A 24,734-nucleotide genomic window follows, 5' to 3' on the forward strand; every position below is an offset into this window, starting at 1 on the left:
CGAAAAAAGGAGTTTACAGTATGGAAGATCATGCAATTTCAATGGAAAAAATTGTCAGCCTATGTAAAAGGCGCGGATTTGTATTTCAGTCTTCTGAAATTTACGGAGGACAGAACGGAGCATGGGATTACGGCCCGCTCGGGATTGAATTAAAAAACAACATCGCCCGCGCATGGTGGAAGGAAATGACCCAGCTGCACAACTCAATTGTCGGTATCGATGCAGCCATTTTGATGCACCCGCGCGTGTGGGAAGCATCGGGACATGTGGAAAACTTTACCGACCCGTTAGTTGACTGTAAAAAGTGTAAAGCTCGTTTCCGCGCCGATCAGATTGATCAAAACAAGTTAGCCAAAAAGGAATGTCCCGATTGCGGCGGTGAACTCACCGATGTACGGAAGTTCAACCTGATGTTTAAAACCCATATCGGACCAACAGACGATAACAGCAGCCTCATCTACTTACGTCCCGAAACCGCGCAGGGTATCTATGTGAACTATAAAAACGTCGCGCAGTCCAACCGTATGAAAATTCCCTTCGGTATCGCGCAGATCGGTAAAGCCTTCCGCAACGAGATTGTAACAAAGAACTTTATCTTCCGTACCTGCGAGTTTGAGCAGATGGAAATGCAGTTTTTTGTAAAGCCCGGTACCGATGACGAGTGGTTTAACTACTGGCGCGAGCAGCGGTGGGCATTCTACAAAAAGCACGGCGTACGGATGGATAAGCTACGCTGGCACCGGCATGGCCCCGATGAACTTGCTCACTATGCAAAAGACGCTTACGATATTGAATACGAATTCCCGATGGGCTTTAAAGAGCTTGAAGGCGTACACAACCGCACGAATTTTGACCTAACTCGCCATACCGAATATTCCGGTAAGGATATGCAGTATATCGATCAAGATAACGGCAACGAACGGTATATTCCGTATATCATCGAAACCTCCGCCGGTTTAACGCGCAACTTGTTGATGTTCCTCTGCGATGCATACGAAGAGCAAAAAGTTGCCGACAAAGGCAATGATGACGATTGGCGAACCGTGCTGCATTTTCACCCTGTTATTGCGCCGATTACCGTAGCGGTGCTACCTTTGATGAAGAAAGACGGACTTGCGGAACTGGCACAGGAAATTCAAGCGGAATTACGTGAAGACTTCCGTACCGACTACGACCAATCCGGCGCAATCGGTAAACGGTATCGCCGTCAGGATGAAGCGGGAACTCCGTTCTGTGTTACCGTCGATTATGACAGCAAAGAAGATGGAACCGTAACTTTACGATTCCGCGATTCTATGGAGCAAGTACGCGTTCCCCGTGCAGAGCTTGCAAACCGAATCAGAACCGAAATAAAAAATTACACCAGAGCGTAAGGCTGTATTTTCCCGTATAATGGCAGGCAGCACCGCATAACAAGCGGCACCGGCATTGTGCGGGAAGAGTTCATCACTTCTTACGCGGAGTTTTTTAATGACCGAATATTCATATAGCGCAGACGATCAATCCATTTTATCACCGGTATTGTATAAGTTTTTTGTTAATCCTTTGGTAAAAATTTTACCATACCGTCTACCGGCAAACTTTATTACATTCTTTTCCTTTCTTTCTATTATCATTGCTTTTTGTATTTCAGTACATGGGTATTATATCGGAAGGTACGAGCATTGGTGGCTTATTCCATTACTTGCACTGATTTATCTGACCGGCGATTGTGCCGATGGAAAGCAGGCTCGGAAAACAGGAACCGGTTCACCGCTCGGCGAATACTTTGATCATTTTTTGGACTGTTTTGTAACCGGTCTTTTGATGGGTATTCTGATGATTTCTTTCCGAGTAACAAAACCGGCTCTTATTACAATAGGTTTCTTTAATCTATATGCGGGGCAGATTGGAAGTTTCTGGGAACGCTATAAGCGGCGAGTAATGTGCTTTGGGAAGCTCGGATCCAATGAAGGAATTATTGCTATCGGTCTGACATCGTGGCTTATGTCAATACCGTCAATTCACACGGCAGCAGACGCGGTGCTTATCTTCAATATAACGGGTGGTGAAGCGCTGATTATCATTATTATGACGGGAACAGCTATCTCCGCAATTCATTCAATTGTTCGTTCCCGTGCAATTTCATCACGGCTCATTACACATTTAATACTATCGTTTGCCGTTACCTATACCGCTGCCTATCTCTTTGGGAATAGTAATATGGTGTATATCACAGGTGTAGTAAGTTTCTACAACGTATTCTTTCTTGCTTCGCTTTTAGCAGCGACAAACCTTGGTAGCCGTGAATGCTTGCCGGACATTATCATTCCTCTTTCATTCGTATTATTCTTTTTGATTCCGAATTATACCTCGCTTATTCAGCATTTACAAATTGTATATTTGGCAATACGGGTTGGAATAAAATTTGCCGCTTTTGTCAAAATAAACCGACGGTACTGGTATTGGATTAATCCACCGCCGCCGAGCGAAGGTCTTTCAACAACGCGGTAATCTGATCGGGGTAGTCGGTAATAAGGCTGTCTACTCCCATTTCGAGCAGCTGCCGATAATCGCATTGGATGCTGCCAAACCACGGATTGATGCGAATACCCGTGTTATGTAAAGCGGCAACCAGTTCAGGTGTTACACAATAAGCTGACGGATGATAACACTCGATACCGAGGTTTCGCACATACTGTTCGGGATGGATTTGCCAACTGTCTACCAATAGCCCACATACCACTGTAGGGTCGATCTTTTTCATCCGCAATACGCTTTCGTGATTAAAAGAAGATATGATACAGCGGCTAATCAATTTGTATTCCTTCATCAGCTGATATACAACTTCTTCAATTCCATCATAGATAAACACACCTGTTTTTAATTCGATGTTCGAAATGATATTAGGCTGCGCTGCAATGTATTCAAAGTATTCCCGCAACGAAGGAATGGCTGCAAAATCTATTGTTTCGGGATGCGGTTTTGCCGCATTCAGCGATTTTAGTTCACGGTATGTTTTCTCTCCGACCAAACCCGTACCGTCCGTTGTCCGGTCAACCGTTTCATCGTGAATAATGACCGCTTCTCCATCTTTCGAAAGATGGACATCAAACTCGATGCCGTCACAGCCTGCTTCCACCGCTTTCCGAAAGGCGAGCATGGTGTTTTCAGGGTACCGGCTGCGAAATCCCCTATGTGCAATATTGAGCATTGTTTTTTTTAGCATGCAGGAATTATAGCACAGATGGACAATGATGTACACGGAAGGGATTTCCAATGCGTTCCAAACTTAGCCGTCAGTTGCACTTCCCGGTGAAGTTTGTATAGGAATTTGTTCACCTAAATAAAGGGGAGCAGCTTTAATCAGAATTGCACCGGCGGCTTTTATCCGTGCAAGTTGCGTTATACCATTCTTCGTAACATTCCGTACAGACGGCGAAAGTGTAGAACGATAAAAAAACCGATAAGGCTGACAATCAATGCGCCGAATATTACTTTGATTGAACTGATCATTTGAGCAATAAATTGTAACACCACGAAAAAATACGGCCTTTGTTCGAAAATTGAATAAGAGATATGCTAATTGCTTTAATGTCGCATGCCCCTGCGTTAAAATATCAATAACTAAATTAAGTGCTGCAGCAATAATAGAAAGAGCAATAAAAATAACATTGGCAATTCGGATATATTTCGGTATGTCAATGTCTTGCAGTGTCTGCTTTTTCTTTTCTACAGTTTCATTTTCACTCATAATATACTCCTAATGGACTATATATGCTTTCAATCCTTTAGCATCCAAACCTGCCGGCAGCTTCCGCAAGTGCGCTTGCCGTTAAACCGTAGTCGGAAGTATGCAGTAGTTTTGCCGCTTCCGCATGGGCAAGGCTTGCAGTATACGCAGCCTCAACGGGAGAATAGCCTTGAGCTGCTAATGCGGTAATCATCCCACTCAAAACATCGCCCGTACCTGCTTTGGCAAGCGCATTGCTTCCGAGCGAATTTACAAATACGCGGCTTCCGCAGCCGATAAGCGGATAAGCGCCTTTCAATACTATGACTGCCTGCGGGAAAGCGCCGCAAAACAGTCTCAAATATTCAAATCGGTGATCCTGTATTTCGGCAACACTTACCTGCGCAAGGCCGCTATTTGCAAGCAGACTTTGGAACTCCTTAGGATGCGGCGTTAGAATAGGCGTTTTTAAAAGCGGCAGCAGTTCAGGCAGCTTGGGGTTATGCAGTATGTCGGCGTCAAGAATGAGAGGATGTTCCCGAACGTGCTCTTGTGAAAGGAAATCGAGCGCCCGTGCCTGTGCATCGGAACTTCGCCCTAATCCGGAGCCGATCATCGCGGCGGAAAAGTTTTCGGGCAACTCTGCCGCATACATAAAATCGAACGGGGCAGCAGGCATAGGCGCTCCGAACACGGTAACCAAACCGATACCAAAATGGAGCGCTGCAGAGGCAGCTAGCATACAAGCGCCGGTCTTTTCGCCGCAGAAAAACACACCGTGTCCGTAGCTCATCTTGTGGGTATTTTGTACGGCGCGATGAGGCAACTTCATATCCTCTACGGACAGGAGAAAGGTGTCGGTTTGGCCTTCGTAGCAGCGCCGCGGCAGCCCAAGATTACACACATGAATGACGCCGGTATAATCCTTTGCGGCGTCGGCATAGAGAGCGGTTTTAAGGGCACCCATGGTACAAGTTTCATCGGCGCGGAACGCAACAGTCGACGGTATACCGAATTCATTTAAACCGCTCGGAATATCGCAGGCAACCTTATAACCGTGTACGGCATTCATCCGATCAATCGCCGCACACATTTCGCTATCGAGGCTGCCGCGGATACCCGTACCGAACAGCGCATCGACAAGTACATCGCAGCGTTCCTGCAATTCAGCAGCTACCGGAATACCGAGCAGACGAAGCCGCTCCCGTTGCAGTTTGCATAATGGTGATTTTGGTTCCTTTACGGAAATGACACGAACGGTACAAAAATCGGCAAGCATCCGCGCAAGTGCGAACCCGTCGCCGCCGTTATCACCGGAACCGCAGACAACCTGTACAAGCGGCGGTTCTACCTGCGGATGCGGCAACACGCTTTGCGGAGTCGATAGCGCTCTATGCGGATACCGCAGATTCCAAATAGGTTCCGCCCCTGCATCACCCTGTATATGTTGCAAGTATGATAACCATGGCGAAAGAACGCTTCGGATACGTTCGGCCATACCTCGGGCAGCATTCTCCATCAGTACGCCGTTTTTTAGACTAAAGGCATCTTCCGCCCGCTTATCAAGCTCCCGTACCGAGTCAAATATCTTTTCCATCAAAAAGTCCTTTCAGAAAGATACCCTCAATTAGATAAACACTGTAATTCCGAGCGTCAGCTATTCTTCTTTCTTTAGAACAACCTGTTCCAGCATAATAAAATTATAAATCTTTGTATAAACGGCGGTCATCCATTCCCGTATCGGTCTGTCCGAATGTTGTTCGATTTCTTTCCAGTTTTGTAGTAAATCACGATGCGGCTTATCATAATCGGCAATACAGTTCTTTATGGCATTTCCAAGCGTCATAATATTTTTAATAGCAACTTTAAGCAATTTAAATGCCGCTTCGTTAACATCATTCAAATGCTTTTGCACCTGCCGACCGGCTTCTTTTTCTCGCTCCATTCGAGACAACAACGTATGGAATTTTACTCCCATTTCGGAAACTTCTGAAAGTTTTTCGTCAAATTCTAAAAGTTTGGTCGAAATATGCATTAAATTATGATAGCTTTCGGAATATTCGGCAGACAGAACCTGCTGTGTCCATTGTCCGCGTACTAAAATTAAATCGGAGAGCGCCCTGACGTCACTCTTAAAGTATTCAACTAAAAATGATTTGAGGTAGTTCATTGCATCGGCATAGATATAACCGTCAAGTCCCCGTTTTTCAAATGCCGCATTGGAGCGCGGATTATAGTTTTTAGTACCTGAAGGAATGGTATTCCCGAATACACGTTGCACTAGCACTGCTACTTGAGAATTCTTTTGTTCCTCAACAATGTTTTTTAACGTATTATCAATAGATCTCTCTATTTGTTTAAGATAGTCGTCGGTAACCTTTTCGGTGAAAGGACTGATTTCCACCGTGTAGGTTGGATTTTTTGTAATGTGCTGAATGATTTTTTCCAGAATATGAGTACGGCGCACGTCATTTAAAAGACCGAGGTGTTTTTTCCACTGAGGGGCGTTAACCGGCTGTACATTCTTGTATGCGGTAATAATTGCAAAAAGCTTTTCCCAATTTGCATCAAGGGAAAGCCCGTTGAGCACAACGATAAAATCGTTTAATTCATCTTTAAGATACTCGCCGTTCACATTCGAAAAGTTCGGCGTATAAGAAAATTTATCTTCCGGTAAAGCAGGATCAAATTTTTTTAAAAAGAAATAATAGTCAAACAGTACAAAGTGGATAAATTCATTAAGCTGCCGGTACAGTGTATCGATTTCATCTATCTTCTTACCGTCAAGTTCACGCATAAAAACATCAAATTCCTTCTGCACCTGAAGACTCAGCTCTTTGGGATTTGTTGTTTTTGCTCGCTCTTTAATCGCTTCGGGTGTTAATTTTTCTCGCAGTTGATGCTGATGCTTTGATAAGTTTTGTTCTACGGTGATAGACTTGAGAACCTTTGAAGAGGCTGCACTTGCAAGAAGCGCTCGTGCAGGACCGACAATCTTATACAGTTCAAAAAAGAAACGAGCCATCTGCTGTTGAAGCTCTTCAGAAGAGGGTTTATACCACTTTCCGAATTTACTTTTTGAAATTTCCTTTGCCAACGTCTTTAAATGCCGTTTCTTTATCGCCTCTGCATCATCCCGCGGAAAAAAAAGCTGTAATATGCGTGTAAGGAAAGATTCTGTTTTCTGTGCCATAGGTATCCTTATAATGAAGAAAATTGAGAAATCTGTCAATCAAAAAAAGCTTTTTCTCTCTTTTCTGCCCCGCAAATTTATGATACTGTGATATTGGTTATCATCAATAATTATAGAAAGATAAAAATACGGCCCCCTTGATTTGGAGCTTGATACTTTCGATATAACGGAGGTTCATTATGCGGCATGATGAAGAATTCGATTTTACCATTGAAACACTCGGCGCCTGTAAAATACCGTCTCCCATTCACCTTTCAAACGTAATCGGAGACCGTATCGCTAATTACGTTACCAATGAAGATTTTATTCGCTTTCGGCTGGAATCTAAAGTAGGAGAGCAGTACGGCCCCTTCAAACGTGAACAGCTGATCGAAAAAGCAGGCCCGCGGGAAAAAATATTTTTTAATCCGAGCCATGTCCATGCAGGCATTATCACCTGCGGAGGATTATGCCCCGGCCTTAACGACGTTATCCGTTCTGTCGTACGCTGCTTATGGAGACGCTACGGTGTTAAACGGATTAGCGGAATCCGCTTCGGTTTTAAAGGACTCCTGCCGGATTACCATTTTGACGTTATGCCCTTAAATCCGACGGTTGTCGATGCATGCCATAAAACGGGAGGAACCATTCTCGGCACCTCGCGCGGCGGCGGCACCCGTGTCGTCGAAATTGTTGATGGAATAGAACGCCTTAACTTGAACATCCTTTTCGTTATCGGAGGAGATGGAACGCAAAAAGGCGCTTTGGAAATTGCAAAGGAGATTGAACGGCGTAATCTTTGTATCTCCGTTGTCGGCATTCCGAAAACCGTTGACAACGATTTGTCATTCATTCAAAAATCATTCGGCTTCGACACGGCAGTCGTAAAAGCTTCTGAGGCTGTCGCCGCCGCCCGTATGGAAGCACAATCTCAGATTAACGGTATCGGATTAGTTAAGCTGATGGGACGGGAATCGGGCTTTATTGCAACGCACACGGCTATTGCGAGCCATGAGGTTGACTTTGTCCTCATTCCCGAAATTCCTTTCGATATGCGGGGCGAAAACGGCTTTTTAAAGCATTTGGAAGACCGTTTGGAGCAAAGCCATTACACGGTCATTGTCGTTGCGGAAGGGGCAGGCCAAGACTTAATGCAGAGCAAAAATGAAACCGATGATTCGGGGAATAAGCGCCTGTCGGATATCGGCGTATTCTTAAAAGAACAAATTGAAACATACTTTAAGTCAAAATCCATCCATATCAATTTAAAGTATATCGATCCGAGCTACCAAATCCGTTCTGCACCGGCAGCGCCGGTTGACTCTATTTACTGCGAACGGCTCGGAAACAATGCGGTTCATGCTGCTATGGCAGGTAAGACTAAACTGATTGTAGGGTTGATGTATAACAAGTTTGTTCACTTACCAATTAGTGTCGTTGTCCGTTCGCGCAACTATGTTGAACCGGACGGCTCCCTCTGGCGCGATGCCCTTGATGCAACCGGTCAGCCTCCATTGATGAAAAATAAGATTCACGAAGACCATACTGAGCATCATTCCGCACATAAGTAAACACCATATCGCCTATTATCGTGCGTAAAGCACAGATATGCGGTGGATTGCCGCCTTCTATAGAAGAGGGCGGCAATTTTTTTAGCGTATAGAGGAACGCACGTCCTTCAGCACAACATCGTGAGAGCCGCCTTCTACAATGCTGGAAGGTGAGACCAATGTTATTTTTGCATTCTTTTGCAACTCGGGAATGGTTAGCACACCGCAGTTGCACATTGTGGAGCGTACTTTATAGAGCGTTGTCTTAACACCGTCATGTAATGAGCCAGCGTAAGGGACATAGGAATCAACGCCCTCTTCAAACGCAAGCTTACTGTCGCCACCGGAATCATAACGCTGCCAGTTCCGCGCCCGCGACGAACCTTCGCCCCAATATTCTTTCATATAACTGCCGTTTACCAATATTTTGTTTGTCGGGCTTTCATCAAAGCGAGCAAAGTAACGCCCCAACATACAGAAGTCGCTGCCCATTGCAAGCGCCATTGTAATATGATGATCATACACAATACCGCCGTCGGAACAGATGGGGATATAAATCCCTGTTTTTTTAAAGTAAGCATCGCGGGCTTTGGCGACTTCAATAAGCGCCGTTGCCTGCCCACGCCCGATGCCCTTGGTTTCGCGGGTAATACAGATGGAGCCGCCGCCAATCCCTACTTTGATAAAATCAGCTCCTGCTTCCGCCAAAAAGATAAAACCGTCTTCGTCAACAACATTTCCTGCCCCAATGGGAATTTTTTCACCATATTGCTTTTTTACAAACTTAATAGTACGTTTCTGCCATTCCGAAAAGCCGTCTGAGGAGTCAATACACAAAACATCGACGCCGGCGGCAATCAACGCAGGAACCCGCTGCTCATAATCGCGGGTATTCAGCCCCGCCCCCACCAAGTACCGCTTCTTTTCGTCAAGCAGTTCGTTCGGATGCTCTTTTTTGCTTTCATAGTCTTTGCGAAATACAAACGCTACAAGTTTTCCTTCGGAATCAAGAACGGGAAGAGAATTGAGCTTATATTCCCAAATAATATCATTTGCTTCCTTTAAGGTAACGCCTTCACCGGCATAATGAACCTTTTCAATCGGCGTCATAAATTTTGAAACGGTTAAATCCCGCGCCATCCTACTTGGACGATAATCACGACCGGTAATAACACCGAGTAGTTTACCATGTGCAGTACCGTCATCGGTAACAGCGACCGTCGTATGCCCTGTTTTTTCTTTTAAACGCAACACGTCTTCCAAAGTATTCTCAGGTTTTAAGTTTGAATCACTTTCTACAAAACCGGCTTTATAGTCTTTAACGGCAGCCACCATGGCAGCTTGTTTTTCTATACTCTGTGAACAGAAAATAAAGGATAAACCGCCCTCTTTTGCAAGAGAAATCGCCATACTGTCATTGGAAACCGATTGCATAATTGCCGAAACCAATGGAATATTGAGCGTATAGAGCGGTTTTTCTCCGGTAGCAAAACGAGTAAGCGGCGTATGCAGGTCAATATTTTGAGGGCTATGTTCAACGCCGGTATAACGCGGAATTAACAGATACTCATTAAAAGTATGCGACGGTTCTTCATAATAGTACGCCATAATTTCTCCTCACGTTTACATCATATTTTAGGAAGCGTTTTTTATCAATATTTCATTCGACATCGATTATTCACAGCTTACTCACCGACATGACAAATTATCCACAAGTTATTATCAATACGGTTCTATTGCTTTCTCTCTTTTTTAACTGATATAAATAGAATTCATTTTATATTAAAAGAGGGTAAAATCTTTACACATAACACTTTACATAATAGAAACGATATAGGCGATATAACAAAAAACAAAAATCGCAGATATGTGGCTTATAAGATATCCACAACTTCTTCACAAGTAATACTGTTATATAATATTAACCGAGTGAAACCTGTGCATTATTATCAACCGCCAGAATAGTCTTACATTCGGAACAGCGGAAGCGACCTGCGCGAGGCGCTTTTAGTTTTTTTGCACAGATAGGACACGAGAAAATTTTAGGGAAAAGATTGGTCTGAGGAGCAGCCTTTGACCCTTTGTTTTTAAAGAAGTCGATAGAGGTTTCTAAAGAATCGTGAATCGTAAAGAAATTAGCGAACCCGAGTAATTGAAACACTTCATAGACTTTCGGCTGAAGGCTTAGCAGAACGATATCACCGCCTCTTCCTTTAACAGCTTTTAAAAATGCGGTAAACGAGCCGATACCTGTGGACGAAACATAATCTAAATGGGAACAATTGAAAATAAGCTGAACATAACCCGCATCAATAAGGGTTGTAACTCTTTTTTGAAAGAATGTTGAATTGTATGTATCGATATATCCCGACAGAATAATCACGATACATTTTTCAAGCCCTTCTACCTTTTGAAGTTGTATCTTGAGGCTTTTGTCTTTTTCGTTGTCGAAACTCTGAATTATTTCTGCATCATTCATATGACAATCCTTTATATCAGTCTGTTATGTTCTTAAATAAAAATTATACCTGTATTCATATCCCTATTCAAGGGGTTTAGATTTAAAACGACGACCATCCTTTGTCAACCGGCATTATAACCCCATTATAAGCGCTATCTTTTAACAAAAAAAGCGCAGCATCTGTAATTGCAGACGGATTAACCAGTTTACCGTCCGGATTTTTTTTTGCCCATAGAACCCGCGTCTCTTCAGGTAACAAGCCGCTATCGGTGAACCCGGGGCAAACGGCATTGGCCGTAATACCATATTGAGCATATTCCATACTCACGGATTTTACAAGAGACATAATCCCTGTTTTTGCCGCTCCGTATACGGCATTTGTCCGAAAACCGCGTAAAATATGCGTTTCCGTACCACCGAATAACAAAATACGCCCCCAATTCCGCGCTTTCATACCGGCTAAAGCTGATGAAACCAGTATTCCCGGCAGGGTAAAGTTCGCATATACGGTTGTGTTCCACTCCTTCGCAGTAGTCATATCAAGCGGCTTTTGCAAAAACGGACCATAAACAATGCACAGGATATCGGCAGCATTGGCATATTTACACAGTTCTTCCACATAGGAGACTTCTTGCAAATCGCAGATAAAACAGGCTACATTTCCTTGGCTGCAAAGACTTGTAACATGGTTTGAATTGCTCCGCCCCTGCATCACGACAGAAGCAGATTCCTCTAAAAGAGCTTGCGCTAAGCAGTACCCAATTCCGCTTGTACCGCCGACGACCAACGCACTTTTACCTTGCAGCACATTATCCATAGCGTATTCCTTCTTATACGGTTTGTTAGATAGTCTCCACGCTTATGTCTCTTCCATTATACTCCGAAGCACTTGACATAGCAAGCGTTCTCTACAAAATAATTGCTATGGATACTTCAACCTCTCAAGAACGGCTTCCGGTTGCGGTTATTCTCTGCCGCCCTGAAATAAGCCGTAACATCGGCGCCGTTTGCAGAGCGATGGCTAACAATAATTGTACTGATTTACGTATTGTAGGCAATAGAGCGGATTACGACGAAAATGAAATCCTCCGTTTGGCAATTCATGCGAGGGCGCTTTGGCAAAACGCATGCTTTTTTGAACCCTCGATCACCGGATTAAAAGCAGCTGTTGCTGATTGCGGTATTGTCGCCGGAACAACACGACGAGTAGGCGAAAAACGCAAATCATGGGGAATGACCCCGGAAGACTTCGCTTCATTTTCATTTAACACGGCAGAGGGGCTTACCGGCATCGTATTCGGAAATGAACGAACAGGGCTTACCGATGAAGAGTTAAATGTATGCTCGGTAGCGATCAATATCCCTTCGGCGCCCGATTTTCCATCGCTTAATCTTTCCCACGCCGTGCAAATTATCTGCTATACCCTCTTCCGCGCCTATAGCCCCCGAAAGTATGGATACGAACGCATTCCGTATACACGGATCACATCGGCATCGGAACATATCAACAACTGCTTATGTAAAATAGGACTTTTCAAACATGCAGGGAAAGAAGACAACATCCGTTTTTTCCAAGAAATAATTGCAAGAGCGGGATTATCCGCCCGGGAAGCACGGTATTTGGAAGAGCTTTTTCAAAAGCTGTGCTATGTTAAATGTCGAAATGCTGCGGAAACAGTACAGGAGATGCCTTTGCTGCAAATACCGCCCGTTCCAGACAATTAAAAAGTTCGCGGACATTCCCCGGCCAACTATACTTACACAGCAAAGACAGCGCCTCTCGTGATAAGTATTTTCTCGTTTGCTTTAAATAATTATATGCCAGCACTCCGATATCTTCTTTATGCTGGCGCAGCGGGGGAACAATAAGATGTGCAACATCAAGACGATAAAAAAGATCCAACCGGAAAAGACCTTGATCAACCATCTCTTGCAAATCACAATTCGTCGCACAAATCAATCTAAAATCAGAAGAGTGCTTTTTAGTTCCCCCCAGTTTATAATATTCATGTGTTTCAATAACCCGCAAGAGCTTTGCTTGCAAATTCAGTGTAAGATTCTCTATTTCATCAAAAAATAATGTTCCCTGATCTACTTCCGAAAAAAGACCTTCTTTATCGATTGCCCCAGTATAGGCGCCCTTGCACGAACCGAACAATAAGCTCTCTGCAAGGTCTTCTGCAATACAGGTAGTATTTATCGGTAGATATTTGCCGGGGCGATTTTTAGAATAGTGATGGATAAGTGAAGCAACAACTTCTTTGCCTGAACCGCTTTCTCCGTAAAGCAATACATGAGAATGTTGCTGCGCCGTCTGTAAAATAAAATTCCGTACTATTTGAATTTCGATACTCTGTCCCTGTAGTTTTGTATAAAGCGGCGCCGTTACCGGATCTATATCATACATATCGATTATTCTGATAATTTTTCCTTCAAGCGTATTTTGGATAGTATTATGTAATATATTGAATTCATACGGAATTGAAAAACACCCTAATATCATATTTGTTGCAAAGGCTGCCTTTTCTACGAAGTTACAGTGCTGATGTGATAATAAAAAGATAGGTAAAATGGGATATTGCCCGTAAATTTCTTTGAGTATATTCGGCGGGTATTCGCCTCCCGCTTCAAAATCAAATAACAGAACGTCGTATGCTTTTTCTTCTAAACACGATAGGACTGCTCGATTATCCAATATGTAGTCTACCGACCAAACTTTCTTAGACACACAAGCGAGTTTTTCGGCATCTGTCGAAAATGCTGCAACAAACAAAACACTTAGCACAGCCACACCTACAACAGAAAACCGGAAGAGGCAGGAATCGAACCTGCCGTTGCGAATTATGCAACCAACGGTTTTGAAGACCGCGAAGACCACCAGATCCCATCAGCTTCCATTGATAAGAGGAATTATGTTTTAGTATAAAATGAAACTTTTTTTTAAGCAACCCTACCGCTTTGAGTTTTTTTAGATTCACAAGCATTTTTTAATCACAATACCGTATTGAGATTAAAATCATATCGTTATTGCAAAGAGTACGATGGGAACGGATATTCTTCACTTTACCGGTTCTTTCACCCCCGCCAGATACCGAAGCATTTTATCTACTAGGATAAAGGCTTGCGGTGTCAGTGTTTCAAGCCTATCCTGCGGCGTGTGCATCCGCTGCCATGTCTGCGGAATGACGGCGGCAAGCGGTGAATCAGGCGGAACGTGTGCATTGGTGATAATGCACCGTTGAAGCGCTTGAGCGGCGCTTTCGTTGGAGGATATTTCGGACGACCTATGACATCCGGCGGAATGCACGTTACCCGATAGGGGCCTTCCAGCCGAGTGCGGCATATACCGCATTAACAGCTCCGCTTCCGCCCTCGGCAATACGGTGATGACCTGCGCGGTTAATCCGGCGGAAATAAGCCCCGCGTTGTCGCTGTAAGCAGTCGGCAGCGAAAGCCAGCGCCCCCTGCACGCGGCGTCGGCATAGATGCGGCAGCGCCGATGCAGAGCCGTAAGCGCCGCCGTTTTCCGTGTATCCCTGCCGTATATCCCCGACTCTGAAAGGATGAGCGTATCCCCGCTGCCGCACATATCAAACACAAAGATGTCATCCTGCTGCATTGAAAGCGCACGTAGGCCTTGCCCCAAACGGTATGCCCCTTGGTTTTTAATGCCATCCGCGCCCGCTTCCTCGCCGTCGGTAAAGATAATACGGATGTTATGCGCATCCCGTTTTTGCAGCAGCGTTTGAGCAAACAGCAACAGCTGTATGCAGGCGGCGGAATTATCATTTGCGCCCTGTGTACCGGCGGCGCGGTCATAGTGCGCTATCAGCGTTTTCATCTTAAAGCGGGGATTGTACGCGGATTGCCGGTAGGTAATAACAATGTGTGTTTTATCTTGAAGGGTAACGGTACGGTAGGGAATTCCTTGCGCCGCCAACCATTCCGTTATAAAGGCACGCCGGTCTGCCGCCGGTTCTAAAAAAGCGCTGAAAAAAGGCGAATCGATAATCGCTTGAGCTTGTTCAAGAGTCACGGCGGCAGAGCAATCGGGTTATAGAGCGGCTAAGGCTTTTTCAAGCTCGCTTACTAAGTGCGCAAAGTGCTTACAGGCTGCTTCAACCGGTTCGGGAGAAGCCATATCGACACCGGCAATCCGCAGCGACTCGATGGGATAGCGGGAACCGCCGGAGGTTAAAAACTTAAAGTAATCCTCCCGCTCCGTTTTTCCGCCCGAGCATACCCGTTCGGCAAGGGCAAGCGATGCGGAAACACCGGTTGCATATTTGTACACATAGAACGAATTATAAAAATGCGGGATACGCAAGCCTTCAAGATCGCTGCATTCCTCAAAGTGCATCGCGGGGCCAAAGTAAGCAGTCAACAGTTTGCGATACTCGCTGCGAAGGTTCTCGATGGTAAGCGGCGTTCCCTCTTCGACCAACTTATGCGTGATATGTTCGTATTCGGCAAACATCGTCTGGCGGTAGAGTGTTGCGAGAATATCGCTTACACGAATACTCAGCAGGTATGCCCGCATTTTGGGATCACTCGTGTTTTTCAGCATAGAGCGGAACAACAGCTCCTCGTTAAAGGTTGAGGCAACCTCTGCTTCAAAAATCGTGTAGTTGTAGCTTAAAAACGGATTGTTCCGCACTGAATACCACGAGTGCATGGAATGCCCGCCTTCGTGCACAAGGGTGAACACATCCCGGATAACATCCTCTTTGTAGTTGACCATGATATACGGATCGCCTTCAAAGCCGCCCCACGAAAAAGCGCCGGAACGCTTGCCCTTATTTTCGTACCTGTCAACCCAGCCGCCGAGCAGTCCGTTCCGCAGCGTGGTAACATATTCATCGCCGAGCGGCTGTAACGCTTCGGTAATCATATCGACGGCTTCGTTATACGGAGTGTGCCGCCGCACTTCGCCCACCAACGGAACATACACATCGTAGTGCCGCAGCTCATCAAGTTTGAGCGATTTTTGCATAAGTGCATAAAAATGATGCAGCGGCTCCAAGTTTTTCCGGATTGTGCTGATAAGGTTGTCGTATACTTCCGTCGGAACCTTATCGGGATAGAGCGCCTGTTCACGGGCGGAACCGTATCCGCGGATACGGGCAAGCGCGATATTTTGCTGCACCTGACCGGTGTACAAAGATGCTATCGTATTTTTGTACGTGTCGAACGTGCCGTAAAATTGCATATATGCTTGCTTACGGATATTTCGGTCGGGATTGATTAAGAACTGTGAATATGAAGATTGCGTAAGCTCTTTCGCTCCGTCGGGAGTTTCAATCGAACCGAAACGGAAGTCTACATTCGTAAGCGTCGAGAAGCTGCGGCGTTCGACATCCTGCGATTCGGCTAAAAGCGAAAGGAGCTTTTCTTCTTTTTCACTCAATGTATGAGCCTTTAATCTGATCAGTTTTTCGATAAAGACTTTGTACGGAGCAAAAGCAGCTCCGGTCTTTCCGGCAGGATCAATCCAGCTGCGGATGTTCTGTTCGGGAATCTCCAGCAAAGCAGGAATAAACCAGCTTGTTTCGGAAGAGAGTTCCGTGTCGGCCATCATCGCAAGAGAAACCCGTTCGATGTTTTTAGGATCACTTTCATCCACCGACTTCATCAAAAAGGCATAATGGCTTGTCTTTTCCGAAATACGAGACGCCGCTTCCACCGCCTGTAAACAGCCGAGCACCGTTTCGGCAGTCAGTTTTTCAGGTGCGGCAAAGGCGTTTTTGTAGGTTAATACGCGGTCTTTTGCGGCGGTAATGTCTTTCAGTGAAGCATTCCAGTCCGTATCATTTGTAAAAAGTTTGCTTAAATCCCATTGGTCGCTTTTTGCGACCTCCGAGCGGAGGGGTACCGTTGAGTTTTTCATACGTTCACTATACAATACGGCCGATGAATGAGCAACTGTCGGCCTATAAAATTAAACGAGGGCGGCGAATCTACGACATTTACAATATCTTCAATTCTTTTTCTTTTGCGCTTGTTACCGGCAATACGGTTACCCTTTATGCGCTGTTTTTAAAAGCCAACACAACGGTAGTCGGTTTACTGACCGCATTTATGTACCTTTCTTTTTTTGCCATTCCACTTGGCAAATTGATGGTGATGCGTTTCAGCATTATGCAGACATTCGGCAGTACATGGCTTTTGCGTACCGCCTCGCTGCTGCCGCTGCTTGCCATCCCTTTTCTTGTATCTGCAGGACACGATCAGTATGCGCTCTATTGCCTACTGCTTGCGGTAGGGCTGTTCAATTTTTTCCGCGGCGTCGGGATGATTGCAAATAATCCCGTTATCAGAATCCTTGCGCCCGGGAAAGACCGCAGCTCGTATATCGTGCGTCTTTCCTTAATCAACAACCTTGCGGCATTACTTGCCACTGTTTTGCTTGCGTGGCTTTTACGGAGGGATCCTTCGGTACATAGCTATAACCTTGCCAGCATGATCGGCATACTGCTCGGCTTTATCGCCTCTATCCTGCTGTTTAGAATACCGGAACCGGAGTCCGCAAAGCCGAACCGTCAAAAGCGGAAAGACAATACTACCCCGCGCCAAGGTTCCACTTTTTTGAGGCACATTCGGGATGCCTTTAAAGATGCAAACTTTAGACGGTTCGTGTTGGCGTTCTTTATTATCAGTCTCGGTATTGCGATGATCCGCCCGTTTATCATCGTGTATGCAAAAGAGGTTTACAGTAGACGAGACAGCGCAGCGACCATCTTATCCGTGTACTCACTTGTAGGCGCACTCAGTGTCGGGCTTTTAATGCATCTGATTATCGACCGCATCGGCGCAAAACCGATCTTTATTATTTTCAGCGCAATCAGCGCCCTTTCGTTAATACCGGCTTTCTTTGCGCCGGGACTTGCAAGCGCCGGTATACTCAGCACCGTTTTTCTCATCTTATTTACGATGATCAGCAATGTCGGTTTTGTCGGGCAGGATAATTCGTCGCAAGCATATTTCTTCGCGATGGTGCCGGAAGAGGCGCTGATGGATTTAAGTATGCTCTATTACTTTATCCTTGCGATTACCGGCGGCGCAGGTTCCATTCTCGGTGGAACGATACTCGACCTTTTGCGAATGCAAGGTTTTTCCTACCTGCAATCGTATCAAATATTTTTCTTGATAGTTATCGCCATTATCGCAATCGGTATCGTATTCCAGCGCAAACTCTTGAACCTCGGCAGTTACCGCGTGTTTGAAACGCTTGCCGTGCTCTTTTCTCCCCGCGATATGAAGGCGCTTAACCTTCTGCACAAATTAGACCGAAGCGAAACTATCGAAACCGAGGAGAAAATCCTCAACGAACTCGGCGAAATTGCTTCATCGGTATCCTGCGATCAACTGCTGCATTACCTTGAATCTCCGCGTTTTACAATTCGGATGAACGCATTACGGGCGCTCTATTCGATGAATACCATCAATGTAAAAGTACGCGATGTAGTGTTGAAAGAGCTTGAACAGGGTGCGTTTACCACAGCGCCGCTCGCCGCGCGGATACTCGCCAAATTCAATGTGCAGCAAGCGGTTACCCCGTTACGGACAGCGCTCGACAGCGACGACTACTATCTTGCCGGAGAAGCGATGGTCGCCCTTGCCCGGCTGAACGACAGCTACAGCCAGCCTAAAATCGGCACCATACTATCCCAAGCGGAAAACCCTGCGCTAATACTGAAAGGGATACGCGCGCTGGAGCTTTTTAATGCAGATAATTCCCCTATGTTTATTCTGGATATTCTCCGCAGGGACACCGTTCCGCCCTATATCGAAAACGAAGCGCTGCTTGCACTGGCATCGTTAATGGGTATCCAAAACGACTTTTATTATATGTTTGAAAAATACCGGAACGAAAAACAATCGCCTTCTATTCTTTTCATCGATATACTCGATGAAATTTTTGAAACGAAAAAAACGAGCGATCCCGTGCTAAAAAAGACCGTCATCGATTTTATTCAAGACTACCAATACGATGAAGCCTTTGTACACTGGCTCATCGGATTCGGCAAAAACAAATTGGGCATACGGTCGGCTCTGCTCGTGGCCGTCGCCCTTGATATCGGCTTAATTCATCGGGAAGCGTTCCGCTTCTTCTTGTCGTTTTGGGCTATCTCCTTATTCAAAAAGCCGGAACTTGCGGAACGGTAGAAGTCTCCTTCGATTTCTGAAATTCAGCTTAACCGTACAGGAAACGGAGAAGCTCAATTTCTCATTATGAATTACCCCTCGATAACCTGTATCTCAAATTCCAACCGGGGCATACATTCCGCTAAATCGCTTTGAATCCGTTTGAGCGCGTCTACACGCATATCGACGGAGGTATTGGCATTTCCCTGAATGATAAAGATTGCATTTTTTGTCCCGTCATCAAATTTATAATGTTCCCCATCCCGGACATCCAGCCATGCCATAATACCTTTTGAATCGCGATACACGTAATCGGTTTTAGCGACATGCTTTTCCGTGGATAGGATGGGAAGGAAAACACCTTCTTCCTTATTAACGGTAAACTCTATCTGCCCGTCTACTTTAGCAAGGTCATGTCCGCCTATTGCCAAAAGCGAACGTAACGATTCGACGTTATAAATATCGATAACGCTATTGATGTGCGGAATAGAGCCACGGTGCTGAATGTTTCGGATAAGAGCCGGAACGGTTGGCATATATTTCTTGATACTGCGTCCCACACTTTGCAGCATATCAGTGTATCCCCGAATAACCGGATGATTGAATACTTCATCAACATCGCATTTCAACGCCCATTCTTCCATCTCTTTTTGCTTCTTTAAAAAGGCCTCTGATAAGGGAGCTTGTGGATCTACATTTTTTGCAATCCCGATCACAATGCTTTTAATCCCAAGCGCGGCAATACTTTCGTCCATAATAAATTTCATAGCAGAGAGCCTCCATACTATTTTATTCGGTATAAGCATATTGATTATACCATTGAGCTTAAAATTTTTAAAGAATCCGATATTGTTTTGTGTCATTACGGATAAAAGATAATCTTCTTTATAAGATTCCTCTAAAGTACATAAAAAAAATGCCGATTATTGGAATAGTGGAGGGATCGGTATGGTGTCGAATTATGTACCGCTGTCAACGTTGTCTTATGTGGCAATGACGAACATTTCGGCCGGAGGGCGTGCATATCTTCCGGTCGATACCAAACAAGTTGTTTATTCTCATTTTCAATATGTTTCCGGAGTGCCGCGCACTAAGGATCAAAACGGCGTCAGCATCGGGAAGCTGAAGATTTTAAATACGCTTATCGATCAGCTGGTTAAAATGCGCGAAAACGAACGGGAAAATAAGCTATTAACAGCAAAACCCGATGAAAAAACACTGGATGCGATGATTGAATATGTCAATACTAAAATTCATACGGAAATAACGCTTTCAAAGAACATCGGGTATGCTTCATCCTTGCCGGAATCAGCTTATCTGTTGGATCTGACGGCTTAATCATCAAGTGATGAACGTCCTTGTTCATCACTTGATTGCGAATTTTGGCAAAGCCAAAATATCGCTTCTGTTATAACCACCGCCATCCGTGGCGGTGCTGAATTACTAAGTTTTTTATCGAAAACTTGCATATCCGCTACCCTTTATATTTGCTAAAGAACTTGCGATTTTTTTGATAAAAGAGTAACATAGCGGCCATGGACGTCATTGCGCGGTATCCTGAATTTTCTCCGCTATCTCTCGAAGCTGTACAAGCAATTAAACCCGATTTACAACAGCAGAAAGACGGTATGTCGGAGTTAACCTTCGGAAGTTTGTATTTTTTTAGAAATTTTTATAAATATAAGATAAGCAGATTTAATGAGCATACCCTGCTCTTTTTGGGAGAAGAGCGGCAAAAACCGTTTTTTTTCACACTCGGGACGCCGCTTCCTATTTCTACAATTAAAGAACTGTACCGCGACTGTGCTTACTGGAAACTAATCTCTGAATCCTATTTAACTACTAATGAATCCTTTTTCCAAAACTTTAAAGAGTCTCCTACCGAAGATAGGGATAATTTCGATTACCTCTACACCCGCCTCTCGTTGAGTACGCTTTCCGGTAAGCAATTACATAAAAAGAAAAACCATGTGAATGGCTTTTTAAGCAATTATCCTGATTTTACGTTGAAAAAGCTTGATACGGATACCAAAAAAGACGCATCTAAAATTTTAGACATCTGGGCGACGGAGCAAACCAACATCCAAGAAACCGACTACGAGGCTGCACAACAAGCCTTGGCATTGCCGGAAATAGCGAATTTTCTCAGCCTTATCCTGTATGTACAAGGTGTGCCGGTTGCATGGTGTTTAGCTGAATTGGCCGGTCAGGGAACTATCGCCGTTGTCCATTTTGAAAAAGCACGAACCGATTTTCGAGGCAGCTATCAATACATCAACTATGCCTTTGCCCAATCGCTTCCCGAACAGGTTATCTACATCAACCGTGAGCAAGACTTGGGCGACGAGGGGCTGCGCCATGCAAAAATGAGCTACAAGCCGGAAGGTTTTGTTAAAAAATACCGACTTGATAAAGGAGCGCTTTGAAACTATGAAGTTAGTCAGCACTCGAAACAGCAATCTCGCTGTTTCCTTTAAACATGCGATCTTTGATTGTATGCCTGCCGACGGCGGTTTATATGTTCCGTACTCCGAACACGATTTACGCTCGTGGATATTGCACATGAATGAGCAGACAACCTTTTCGACCATAGCAGGCTCGCTAACATCTGCACTGCTCAAAGAAGAGATTAGTCCGGTTATTTCCGAGCGGATTGCAGCAACGGCGTTTCAATCCTATAGCCCGCGGCTTCGCCAGCTTGATGACCGCCTCTTTTTGCTGGAGCTGTTCCACGGGCCGACCGGCAATCATCGAGATTTCGGCTTTCTATGGCTTGCTTCCGCGCTGGAACACCTTTTAACAATAGATGAGAAGAAAGCCATTGTCATCGCCCCCAGTACCGGAACCGGCGGCAGAAGTATGGCGGCAGCATTCGGAAATAAAAAACATCTTAAATTGATTATCTTATATCCGAAAGGCTATGCAAAGGGGCTAAAACCGGAGCATTTGTTTCAGAACGGCGGCTCCGTCTATCCCGTAGAGGTTGAAGGAGACACTGTCACAGTCGAGAATCTCATCCGGTCTATTTATCAAGAGCGGCAGCTCGTAAAAGATTATAACCTGACATTGGCAAATACGGTCAACATCGGGCGCATTTTGCCGCAGGTGTTTTTCTATATGTTTGCTTTTACCCGCATAAAAACAAGAACGGCAGGGGAGATATTCTATGCAGTGCCGTCGGGAAACTACGGTAATCTTGCGGCAGGCTTATACGCATGGAAGTTTTGCTTGCCGGTAAACGGTTTTATCACGGACGCAACGGATGCACTGAACTGTGACGAAACCGGTAGCTGCCGCTGCGTTAATTCGTCCATCCCACTTTCGGAACGCGGCCCCGCCGATCCTGCCGTACCTTCCAGCATCGAACGACTTGAACAAATTTTTACACTCAGCCCTGCGATTATGAAATCGATTATTTTCCCTGCATGGGTCTCGGATGCCGAAGCGGAAATGCTCATCAGCGATTCCTATCGGCGTTACGGTATTATGTTCGATATGGCGACCGCTCATGCATACTCAGCAGCACAAAACCGGAATATATGCCAAAGGAGCGGCGGAGAATCTCTCGTGTTGGTCTCGAAGGATCATCCTGCCTTTGAAAGCAAAATTCTTACCCGGATATGCGGCGAATCTCCCATCATTCCCGAATATCTTCGAGGTATTGATACGCCTCTTCCGGATGTACCGCTCATCAACGGAACAAAAGAAGAACTCATCAAAATCTTAAATACAGTAAGCGAGGTACAATAATGCCATACAAATTAGACGGTGCAAAATTCCCTACGTTGGAAGATTTAGTCGAAGCGCTCTATCCGCTCTATGCCGATAAAATGAGCGAAGAAGAATTCAAAAAATATGCAGAAGAAAACGCAGAAAAAAGTTAATTTTTTGGGGAGATTATAATGGATTATTATCACGCCTTCCTCAAGCGAAGTGCAGCATGGTTTATCGTATGCTGTATGTCGGTATTTGTTCCCACACTTCTTTTTGCAACGCAAAAACCTACAAAAGAATCTGCGCAAGGTACTTTTTCCGGTGATTACGTTATTTACCGTGATTATTCATGGAAAGTCCCTACATGGATAGGCTTTTTGTATTATAACGATGAAACCTACGGTGCTTTTATCCGTACCGATGAGCAGGGAAATTCCCGTACCGTATCCATCCTATTCAGCGCTCAAGTTGAAAAGGGGCGGTTAGTCCTGACCGGTCAGCAAATTATCTCTTCTATTACGCAGGATGATACATTCGGCGTTAATTATTTGATGGAGCTTTTACCCAAGCTCTATGAAATTAAAACTTTCCCTCGTGCAGGAAAGGCGCCGTTCGGCACGGCAACGGTACGCAAGCAAATGGAAGAATTCGGCGGAGCAGTTACACTGGACTTTCAATCTTTTGTGCCCCTCTTTCACCTTAAAGCGATAACCGGCGCAAAAAAAGAACCGGTTTTGGAATTAACCGAAATAGGTTCCATTAATGGTAACGGGGAATCGGTATTCTATGGTTATGATCCGGCAGAACCTCAGCAAAACACAAACGTATTTACCGTCGATAAAGCGGCAAAGAAAGAAACGGTAACCGTATCAGGTGTGCAGCTCCATTTGGATAGCCAGTGGAAAAAAATTGCAGATAATTCATTTCTTTGCGAGGATACCGCCTTTTTAACGGTAAGTACGGTCAATATACCGTCGGCAGAAAATGGGAATCCGTTATCCGTACCCGAACGCTTGCTTCGATTGCTAACAGCTTCAAGTCCTTATGCCAAAACACTGCTGCCGTATACGACTGTCGAAGGGAAGCAAACAGCCTTTACGCTCAAGCAATCCGTATACGACATCGAATCAAAAAAGATTTCAAAAGACATAAAACGATGCATTAAAAATAAAGACGGCAGCTTTACCATTGTCAGCCTAACAGTTAACAGCGCTGCGTATAGCGCAGAGCAAGCCTATTTTAATGGACTTTTTTAGTTTTTGTGCTATACTGCAACAGAGATGATAGGGCATTTACTTTTTGATATTGATAATACGCTTTATTCTGCATCCAATCTGATGGAACGGAGAATCTCCGAACGGATGTTTCAATTTATTGCCGATTTCTTATCGCTTCCGTTGGAAGAGGCTATAAAACTGCAACGTGCACGGCGGCACAACTATGGCACTACGCTCGAATGGCTTGAGTGTGAATATCATTTTAACGACAGAGACACTTATTTTGAAGCAGTACATCCCGCTTCTGAGATTTCAGAATTACAGCCTGATCCCAATTTACGAGACTTTCTCATTTCGTTACAAATGCCGATGACGGTTTTGACCAATGCACCGATGGCACATGCCGAACGGGTTTTGAACTTCTTTAATATCAGTGATTTATTCCTCGGTGTTTTTGACATTTCCTATAACCAAGGGAGAGGGAAGCCGCAACCGGAAGCCTTTACCAAGCCGCTTGCCGCTGTGCATAAAACGGTTGAAGAAACGTTGTTTCTGGATGATTGCCCCGCTTACGTTGAGGGTTTTGTCAAAATTGGCGGCAGGAGCGTACTGATCGACGAAAAAGAACGATGTACGGATTTTACCAAAGCGTCCGGTATCCCGTCGATCAAATCAATTTATGAGCTGCCGCCGCTGTTGGAACGTCTTTCCATATAGGAGTATATTAGACCTATTCTGAAACTTTCGTTTTCGAATAGGTCGA

General features: G+C 44.9%; 22 protein-coding genes and 1 tRNA gene. 11 read left to right on the forward strand and 12 right to left on the reverse strand.

Annotation, left to right across the window (positions count from 1 at the left end; all coding sequences use genetic code 11):
* The first annotated feature begins 20 nt into the window (after nt 1-20).
* Both ABK01_RS01095 and ABK01_RS01100 read left to right on the forward strand, forming a co-directional pair.
* A complete protein-coding gene (locus tag ABK01_RS01095; RefSeq protein WP_253675906.1) occupies nt 21-1,373 on the forward strand; it encodes a glycine--tRNA ligase in 1,353 nt (450 codons plus the stop codon).
* A gap of 97 nt (nt 1,374-1,470) precedes the next feature.
* Nucleotides 1,471-2,493 (forward strand): CDP-alcohol phosphatidyltransferase family protein, encoded by a 1,023-nt coding sequence (locus tag ABK01_RS01100; protein ID WP_253675907.1) that lies wholly within the window; start codon nt 1,471-1,473, stop codon nt 2,491-2,493.
* Here the strand turns inward: ABK01_RS01100 and ABK01_RS01105 are convergent.
* The 4 genes from ABK01_RS01105 to ABK01_RS01120 form a co-directional block, all read right to left on the reverse strand.
* Complete coding sequence (locus ABK01_RS01105; protein ID WP_212565712.1) at nt 2,450-3,208, reverse strand: glycerophosphodiester phosphodiesterase; 759 nt, start codon at nt 3,206-3,208, stop codon at nt 2,450-2,452. The genes ABK01_RS01100 and ABK01_RS01105 overlap by 44 nt on opposite strands.
* A gap of 63 nt (nt 3,209-3,271) precedes the next feature.
* The gene (locus ABK01_RS01110) at nt 3,272-3,733 is read right to left on the reverse strand and encodes a hypothetical protein (protein ID WP_253675908.1); all 462 of its coding nucleotides are present in this window, start codon (nt 3,731-3,733) and stop codon (nt 3,272-3,274) included.
* Nucleotides 3,734-3,770: 37 nt separating this feature from the next.
* Nucleotides 3,771-5,309, reverse strand: a complete 1,539-nt coding sequence (locus ABK01_RS01115; protein ID WP_253675909.1) for an NAD(P)H-hydrate dehydratase — start codon at nt 5,307-5,309, stop codon at nt 3,771-3,773.
* A gap of 60 nt (nt 5,310-5,369) precedes the next feature.
* Nucleotides 5,370-6,905 carry a DUF5312 family protein gene (locus tag ABK01_RS01120; RefSeq protein WP_253675910.1) on the reverse strand — a complete coding sequence of 512 codons (1,536 nt, stop codon included), beginning with the start codon at nt 6,903-6,905 and terminating at the stop codon, nt 5,370-5,372.
* A gap of 179 nt (nt 6,906-7,084) precedes the next feature.
* On the opposite strand from ABK01_RS01120, the gene ABK01_RS01125 reads away from it, so the two are divergent.
* On the forward strand, nt 7,085-8,455 hold the full coding sequence (locus ABK01_RS01125; RefSeq protein ID WP_253675911.1) for an ATP-dependent 6-phosphofructokinase: 1,371 nt from the start codon (nt 7,085-7,087) through the stop codon (nt 8,453-8,455).
* Between the two features lie 81 nt (nt 8,456-8,536).
* Here the strand turns inward: ABK01_RS01125 and ABK01_RS01130 are convergent, their stop codons facing one another.
* The 3 genes from ABK01_RS01130 to ABK01_RS01140 form a co-directional block, all read right to left on the reverse strand.
* Nucleotides 8,537-10,042, reverse strand: coding sequence for an IMP dehydrogenase (locus ABK01_RS01130; RefSeq protein ID WP_253675912.1), 1,506 nt, complete (start codon nt 10,040-10,042; stop codon nt 8,537-8,539).
* A gap of 313 nt (nt 10,043-10,355) precedes the next feature.
* Nucleotides 10,356-10,913 carry an STAS domain-containing protein gene (locus ABK01_RS01135; protein ID WP_212565716.1) on the reverse strand — a complete coding sequence of 186 codons (558 nt, stop codon included), beginning with the start codon at nt 10,911-10,913 and terminating at the stop codon, nt 10,356-10,358.
* 82 nt (nt 10,914-10,995) lie between these two features.
* Nucleotides 10,996-11,712: an SDR family NAD(P)-dependent oxidoreductase gene (locus ABK01_RS01140; RefSeq protein WP_212565717.1), complete on the reverse strand. Its 717-nt coding sequence runs from the start codon at nt 11,710-11,712 to the stop codon at nt 10,996-10,998.
* Nucleotides 11,713-11,819: 107 nt separating this feature from the next.
* Between ABK01_RS01140 and ABK01_RS01145 the strand changes: the two genes are divergently transcribed.
* Nucleotides 11,820-12,620 carry an RNA methyltransferase gene (locus tag ABK01_RS01145; protein ID WP_253675913.1) on the forward strand — a complete coding sequence of 267 codons (801 nt, stop codon included), beginning with the start codon at nt 11,820-11,822 and terminating at the stop codon, nt 12,618-12,620.
* Here ABK01_RS01145 and ABK01_RS01150 read toward each other — a convergent pair.
* The 4 genes from ABK01_RS01150 to pepF all read right to left on the reverse strand — a co-directional run bounded on the left by ABK01_RS01150 (nt 12,547) and on the right by pepF (nt 16,782).
* Entirely contained in the window at nt 12,547-13,680 is a 1,134-nt protein-coding gene (locus ABK01_RS01150; RefSeq protein ID WP_253675914.1) for a sigma 54-interacting transcriptional regulator, read from the reverse strand. The genes ABK01_RS01145 and ABK01_RS01150 overlap by 74 nt on opposite strands.
* Nucleotides 13,681-13,702: 22 nt before the next feature.
* Nucleotides 13,703-13,791: transfer RNA gene (locus ABK01_RS01155), tRNA-Sec, on the reverse strand.
* A gap of 162 nt (nt 13,792-13,953) precedes the next feature.
* On the reverse strand, nt 13,954-14,931 hold the full coding sequence (locus tag ABK01_RS01160; RefSeq protein ID WP_253675915.1) for a M28 family peptidase: 978 nt from the start codon (nt 14,929-14,931) through the stop codon (nt 13,954-13,956).
* Between the two features lie 18 nt (nt 14,932-14,949).
* Nucleotides 14,950-16,782, reverse strand: a complete 1,833-nt coding sequence (gene pepF / locus ABK01_RS01165) for an oligoendopeptidase F (protein WP_253675916.1) — start codon at nt 16,780-16,782, stop codon at nt 14,950-14,952.
* Between the two features lie 23 nt (nt 16,783-16,805).
* Here pepF and ABK01_RS01170 point away from each other — a divergent pair, with 23 nt between their 5' ends.
* Entirely contained in the window at nt 16,806-19,061 is a 2,256-nt protein-coding gene (locus ABK01_RS01170) for an MFS transporter (protein WP_253676574.1), read from the forward strand.
* 71 nt (nt 19,062-19,132) lie between these two features.
* Here the strand turns inward: ABK01_RS01170 and ABK01_RS01175 are convergent, their stop codons facing one another.
* The gene (locus ABK01_RS01175) at nt 19,133-19,807 is read right to left on the reverse strand and encodes a B3/B4 domain-containing protein (RefSeq protein ID WP_253675917.1); all 675 of its coding nucleotides are present in this window, start codon (nt 19,805-19,807) and stop codon (nt 19,133-19,135) included.
* A gap of 181 nt (nt 19,808-19,988) precedes the next feature.
* Here ABK01_RS01175 and ABK01_RS01180 point away from each other — a divergent pair, with 181 nt between their 5' ends.
* The 6 genes from ABK01_RS01180 to ABK01_RS01200 all read left to right on the forward strand — a co-directional run bounded on the left by ABK01_RS01180 (nt 19,989) and on the right by ABK01_RS01200 (nt 24,688).
* Nucleotides 19,989-20,378, forward strand: a complete 390-nt coding sequence (locus ABK01_RS01180; RefSeq protein WP_253675918.1) for a hypothetical protein — start codon at nt 19,989-19,991, stop codon at nt 20,376-20,378.
* Nucleotides 20,379-20,575: 197 nt separating this feature from the next.
* Nucleotides 20,576-21,466 (forward strand): DUF2156 domain-containing protein, encoded by an 891-nt coding sequence (locus ABK01_RS01185; protein WP_253675919.1) that lies wholly within the window; start codon nt 20,576-20,578, stop codon nt 21,464-21,466.
* 4 nt (nt 21,467-21,470) lie between these two features.
* Nucleotides 21,471-22,790, forward strand: a complete 1,320-nt coding sequence (locus tag ABK01_RS01190) for a pyridoxal-phosphate dependent enzyme (protein ID WP_253675920.1) — start codon at nt 21,471-21,473, stop codon at nt 22,788-22,790.
* Nucleotides 22,790-22,924, forward strand: coding sequence for a hypothetical protein (locus ABK01_RS11680; RefSeq protein WP_256478592.1), 135 nt, complete (start codon nt 22,790-22,792; stop codon nt 22,922-22,924). The genes ABK01_RS01190 and ABK01_RS11680 overlap by 1 nt, the downstream gene beginning before the upstream one ends.
* Nucleotides 22,925-22,942: 18 nt before the next feature.
* Nucleotides 22,943-24,010, forward strand: a complete 1,068-nt coding sequence (locus ABK01_RS01195; RefSeq protein WP_253675921.1) for a DUF7954 domain-containing protein — start codon at nt 22,943-22,945, stop codon at nt 24,008-24,010.
* Nucleotides 24,011-24,034: 24 nt separating this feature from the next.
* Nucleotides 24,035-24,688, forward strand: a complete 654-nt coding sequence (locus ABK01_RS01200) for an HAD-IA family hydrolase (protein ID WP_253675922.1) — start codon at nt 24,035-24,037, stop codon at nt 24,686-24,688.
* Nucleotides 24,689-24,734: the final 46 nt, after the last annotated feature.

It is taken from the genome of Treponema sp. OMZ 305, from assembly GCF_024181325.1.
GTDB lineage: Bacteria > Spirochaetota > Spirochaetia > Treponematales > Treponemataceae > Treponema.